This window comes from Betaproteobacteria bacterium (assembly GCA_009377585.1).
Lineage (GTDB): Bacteria > Pseudomonadota > Gammaproteobacteria > Burkholderiales > WYBJ01 > WYBJ01.
In genome coordinates this window covers 1-5,451 of the sequence record WHTS01000210.1, presented here as the reverse complement: position 1 = coordinate 5,451, position 5,451 = coordinate 1, and the positions used below count along the sequence as shown (strand labels likewise).

Below are 5,451 nucleotides of genomic sequence, written 5' to 3'. Positions count from 1 at the left end.
CAGCGAACGGCCGAGGAGTATTGACTGCTAACGGCGAGCGTCACTACCACACATGCATGTCCGCCGAGATTCAACGAAGGAACCGAATGAATGGACGAGACGTATTGCTTGCAGGTGCGGCGGGCGTCGCGCTGGCGTTTGTGGCGCGAGCGCAGATCATTCGCGAGGCGGGTATCACGCTCGAGTAGGGTGACATTGTGGAAGCACTCGACAAGATCTCGATATGGATCAGTGCCGGAGAACCGTTGGTGATGATCGCTGCCGGTACGTTGGTGGCGATGTGCTTTTTCGTCTTCAACGCGCTCCGCATCCTGTTGTACGTGCCGCAATTGATGACTTGCCTGCGAGATGACCGTGGCTGCCCGACGATCAACCTCAGTACCTGGTGCAGTTGGATCGTTGCGAACGCCTCGACCGGTCTGTACATGTGGCTATTTCTGGGTGACATCTGGGGGCTCGTCCTCAACCTCGGCAACGCTGCGATGTGCGCCGCAACGGTGGGGGTCACAGTGATCAAGAGGCAGGGTCACCGACTCGCTAGTGGCTAAGGTCGATCACGGCGACCGCGTGGCGCCAGCCGAACATCATGGACTGAGGAGAAGCGCGATGCATGCGAATCACGTCGCCGACCTCTCGCCTGACCGCATCATGGGATTGGCCCTGGGCTTCTGGGGCTCGAAAACGTTGCTGAGTGCTTGCTCGACGGTTCCCCTGGGCCGATTACCGTACCTTCATCGACATCGGCGCCGTCGAAGGCGGCGTGCCAGTCGCGATCGCACATGCTCATCCGCATCTCACCGGCGGCGGGTTCGACTTGCCGTCAATGCAACCGGTCTTCGACGCCTATGTACAGCAGCACAGCCTTGGAGGCCGGCTGCGGTTTTATGCGGGCGACTTTTTCAAGGAGCCGCTGCCCTCGGCGGACGTGCTCGTGATGGGCCACATCCTGCATGATTGGGATCTGGAGGTGAAGCGCCAGTTGTTGGCAAAGGCCCGTACAGCACTTTCGAAGGGCGGTGTGCTGATCGTCTATGACCAGATGATCGATGACGAGCGCCGGGAGAATGTAGCCGGTCTCTTGATGAGTCTCAACATGCTCGTCAGGACGCGCGGCGGTTATGACTACACCGGTGCCGACTGCATCGGTTGGATGCGTGAGGCCGGTTTCACGCAGATGCGCTGCGAGCATTTGTGCGGCCCGTACTCGACGGTCGTGGGGATCGCCGCGTGATGCTCATCGGTTATGCAGCGTTCGCTGCCAGCCGCCTGGTCCAACTCCGCTCTACAGAAGAAAAGATATGCGATGTACACCACGCCTATCGATCGACAGTCCGAGAATGACGGTCTTGTGGCAGCCATTGATCGTACCTATCCGGTCGGCCACTCGGAACGTGAGCCGCGCGTAATCGCGCGGCGAAATTGGCGCCGAGTGAACCGTCCGCGGCACATCGTTTTCGTCGTTCTACCATGGGACCTGAAGTTCGTTCGCGGAGACTGCGGCACAGCATCGCGTGTCTCCGTTTTTCCTCACCGACTTGTCGCAAGGAGTTTGCCATGAGCTTGAAACCACTGCCGACAGGGGCGTTTCGCGCCGCGGACGAGATGACGTGGGACGCCAAAACGGCGATCGTCGACGCGTGGAATCTGCCCACTCGCGCGCTCGGCGAGCTCGATCTGAACCGCAACGGCGCGATCATTCCGAGCCCTGCGGACCACGCCGCGTTCAAAGGCCGGCAAGACGTGCTCGAGCGATTCCACGTGGGCTTTCAGTGGCAAGACGACGACGAAGGAACCACGCACTGGATTCCCCAGGGCCTCACGGGAGATTCAGACAGCACGGACACGGAGGACGGCCGCAACCGGCTCGCCGCGAGTTGGCACAACGAGGACGACACCGTCGAGAAAGGCATGCGCATCTCCTTCGTCGACGTCACGGCCTGGAGCAACCCGATCCGCTACCGCAACGTGCTGCTCGTGAACCCGCTCGGCGCCGCGCAGAATCCCTCGAATCACGTGAGCTTCGCAGCCATCGCCGCGCATGCCGGGCGGCGCGGTGTGGTTCCGCGACTATCTTTATGTCGCAGACTCGCGCGGCTTCGCCGATGGCCGAGCCGGCGGCGTGCTCGTGTTCGACATGAAACGTCTGAAAGTGGTCGACGATTCGCGCGACGACGTGATCGGTTGGTCGCCGAACGAAGGCAAGTACTACGCGTTCGGCTATCGCTACGTGCTGCCACAGGTCGGGCGCTATGTGCAGGTCGGCGCCGCGGCCGATCGGATGCGCTGGTCGTTCCTGGGCTTGGACCGCACGGGCTCGAAGCGCAGCCTCATGATGGGTGAATACGCCACGAGCAACGACGCTCCGCCGCGCTTGATGTGGTGGGTCCTCGACGCGGCCTCGGGCCGGCTCGCCGTGGGCCCCGACGCTACGCTCGGCGCGTCGCTCGCACGCTTGTGCACTGACGAGCGCTTTCTGCAGGGCTGCCACTCCGAGGGCGCAACAACGCGCCATGCCGCAGTGCCGCGAGCGTTCATGCGACGAGCTTTTGGACTATGATGTTCGCTGTACCAGCCAGCGATGGTCACGCCGGGCGGTGAATCGGAACTCCCGCCGGGCCTTTGGAGGACACCAGCATGATGATGGATCTCGCCGAAGGAACCGCCGAGCTCACGCGAGCGCAGCATGCGCAGAAAATGATCGAGTTCGGACAGCGCGGCGCCGAGCGTGCGCGCGCGATCGGCAATCGCGGACCGGTCCGCCTTGACGAGAACGGCCGCTTGCACCCCGATATCCTGGCCGCGTACTGGAAACACGGCTACTACGTCTTCGAGGGGGTAATCAGTCCGGAGGAAGTCGAGGAGCTGCGCCGCGAGGCCGGGGAAATGCTGCAGCGGGCGCCCATCGCCCCGGGCGCCAAGGTCGATGCGCAGGGGCGCCCGACCCTCGGCGCCGATGCGCCGCGCGAGATCTACAACCTCTGCAAACCGCTGTCCGATCCGCAAGGCGGCACGGAAGCGAATGCCGGTCGCCATCCCAGCCGCATGGCCGAGCCCAAGCCCGACGGCGATGCCCCGAACTACACGGTGCTGCGCATGCGCGCCATGTGCCAGTACATGCCCGCGGGATTGCGCGTCTACGGGCATCCGCACCTGCTCGCCATCGCGGCCTCGATCAACGGCGAGGACTTCGTGCCTGCGCATCTCCATCACCTTCGGCTTTCATCGCCGCAAGTCCGTGCTGGGTTCGAAATCCGCGCTCAGCATGGCGTACCAGGGCGTGACCTACGACGCGGAGCGTATCGATCGACGCTCCGCCGTCATCGCCGTGGCGATCGATGCGCGCCGGCAGCACTATCCGCAGGAGAAGCCGTTCGTCTACCAGCCCTTCGCCGGGCGCGAAGACGACTTCAGGTTCAGCGAGGCGATGTTCGAGAAGGTCGTCCGCAACTACAACCTCTATGATCTCGCGATCTGAGTGTGGTACGACAAGAGCTGTCGTCGTGACTTTCGAAGTCGGTTTCCTGGCAACGTCGGACAACGTTGTCATGCACGGTTGCGTATTCCAGCGAAGTTGACCGCTGTTTCCGACGATGTTGACCACATGATGAGTTGCGGTGCGTGGGGCTCAGATTCTCCCTCGGTTGGTCAACATGGTTGTTGCAAAAGCATTTCGCCTGGATCCGCTCCAAGCGCGGCCGAAACGGTAAGTTACTGGAATTGTCTTTATGAAGCTCCTCGTCGTAATCATCGTCATCGTCGCTATCGCAGCTGGTGCCGGCTTCAGCATCTGGTCTCAAACCGCCGAGAGTCCGCAGCCGGTGGCGCAGCAATTGCCGGGGCCGGCCAAGCCAGCCACAAGCCCCTTCGCCTTCGTTCCCGGCCAAAGCCCGTCGTACGGCAACATGATGGCGCGGGTCGTCGTTCACGAGTGGCTCGATCCGGAGTGCGAGGGCTGCCGCGCGATGCACCCGATTTTCAAGAAGATCGTGACCGACTATTCGGATCAGGCGCTCTTCGTCGTGCGCTACATGCCGCTGCACAAGAATTCGCTTTATGCAGCCGCGGTCCTCGAAGAAGCGCGGGAGCTGGAAAAATTCAACGAGGCGCTCGACATCCTGTTCGAAAAGCAGCCCGAATGGGGTAGCCATCGTGATCCGAGGCCGCAGCTCATTCCGACCTACCTGGAGCACCTCGGCATCCCGAGGGAGAAGATGGAGCGCTCGTACGTCGTTCAGAAACATGGCGCGAAGATCAAGCGCGACGAGGACGATGCCGTCCGGGCCGGAGTGACCGGGACGCCGAGCTTCTTCGTCAATGGTCGTAAAGTGCCAGCGCGTAGCGAAGACGCGCTGCGACGCGCCATCGAAACGGCCCTTGCACACCGATAGACCGAGGTCGGGAGCTTCGCGGACAGCCATCTGCAAACGCCGCGCCTCGCCATCCGCGAACCCCGCGGCGGCTCGACCAGTCCCACCCCTGTACACTGAGGTTCGACACACAGGAGAACCACCGTGGCAGACTGCTGCAACGACAAGGAATGCGCCATCGAGGCGCTGCGGAGCCGGCAGGCGGGCACCCTTCGCATCGTCCTTGCGATCAATGCCGTGATGTTCGTCGTGGAGTTCACGGCGGGCCTGCTGGCCCGATCGACCGCGCTGCTCGCGGATTCGCTCGACAACCTGGGGGACGCCACCACCTACGGGCTGAGCCTGTATGCCGTCGCACGTGGGGCACGGGCAAAGGCGAAAATCGCGCTGTTCAAGTCCGCGCTGATCCTGGCTGCGGCGCTCTTCGTTATCGGCCAGGTCGGCTACGGTATCGCGCATCCCGGAATGCCCGTGTTCGAGACGATGGGTATCGTCAGCGTGCTCGCGCTCGCCGCCAACGGCACCTGCCTGGCGCTGCTTTGGAAACACCGCACGGAAGACGTCAACATGAGCTCGGTCTGGGAGTGCTCCCGCAACGACATCATCTCGAACGTCGCGGTGTTCGTCGCCGCCGGCGCGGTTTGGATCGCCGAGTCGCGCTGGCCGGATCTGATCGTGGGGTCGTTGCTGGCGCTCTTGCTGCTTCGTTCTGCGATCCACGTCATGCGCGAGGCGACGCGCGCACTCGCCGAGGCGGACAAACATCCCGTGGCCGGCTGACTGTCGACACGACCCCGCGGCCATGCTTCCCTTCGTCCAGACGCTCGGGCTCTACACGATCACGGCGGTCTCCGAGATCGTCGGCTGCTGCGTGAGCACCTGGATCAGCATGCCGAGGGCACCGAATCCCATCATTCCGTCATCATCGAATTCACCGCCATGGCGTCGGCTTCGAATGGTCCACTGTGGCGCAGTGTTCAGTTGCGTGGCCGTCCTTGCGGACAGAAGCGGCGCCCGAAAGTCGCAAGCGGCCTCGGCGCCGCTTATCGAGCGTTCCCTATTTCATGTCACGCTCGTCCCTCAC

6 protein-coding genes are annotated in these 5,451 nt (G+C 62.9%); all 6 read left to right on the top strand.

Translation table 11 applies throughout. The annotated features are described in order from the left end of the window. Positions 1-197 precede the first annotated feature (197 nt). Positions 198-548: a hypothetical protein gene (locus GEV05_30300; protein ID MPZ47574.1), complete on the top strand. Its 351-nt coding sequence runs from the start codon at positions 198-200 to the stop codon at positions 546-548. Between the two features lie 143 nt (positions 549-691). Then, positions 692-1,231: a hypothetical protein gene (locus GEV05_30295; protein ID MPZ47573.1), complete on the top strand. Its 540-nt coding sequence runs from the start codon at positions 692-694 to the stop codon at positions 1,229-1,231. An 807-nt stretch (positions 1,232-2,038) separates the two neighbouring features. Continuing rightward, a complete protein-coding gene (locus GEV05_30290) occupies positions 2,039-2,557 on the top strand; it encodes a hypothetical protein (GenBank protein MPZ47572.1) in 519 nt (172 codons plus the stop codon). 77 nt (positions 2,558-2,634) lie between these two features. After that, on the top strand, positions 2,635-3,462 hold the full coding sequence (locus tag GEV05_30285; GenBank protein MPZ47571.1) for a hypothetical protein: 828 nt from the start codon (positions 2,635-2,637) through the stop codon (positions 3,460-3,462). A gap of 263 nt (positions 3,463-3,725) precedes the next feature. Beyond that, on the top strand, positions 3,726-4,388 hold the full coding sequence (locus GEV05_30280) for a thioredoxin domain-containing protein (GenBank protein ID MPZ47570.1): 663 nt from the start codon (positions 3,726-3,728) through the stop codon (positions 4,386-4,388). Positions 4,389-4,511: 123 nt separating this feature from the next. Next, positions 4,512-5,147, top strand: a complete 636-nt coding sequence (locus GEV05_30275; protein MPZ47569.1) for a cation diffusion facilitator family transporter — start codon at positions 4,512-4,514, stop codon at positions 5,145-5,147. Positions 5,148-5,451 lie beyond the last annotated feature (304 nt).

What these genes read in the sequence shown, in the direction of transcription:
- GEV05_30290 (MPZ47572.1), top strand. Translation starts at nt 2,039, where the DNA reads ATGCCGGGCGGCGCGGTGTGGTTCCGCGACTATCTTTATGTCGCAGAC.
- GEV05_30285 (MPZ47571.1), top strand. Translation starts at nt 2,635, where the DNA reads ATGATGATGGATCTCGCCGAAGGAACCGCCGAGCTCACGCGAGCGCAG.
- GEV05_30280 (MPZ47570.1), top strand. Translation starts at nt 3,726, where the DNA reads ATGAAGCTCCTCGTCGTAATCATCGTCATCGTCGCTATCGCAGCTGGT.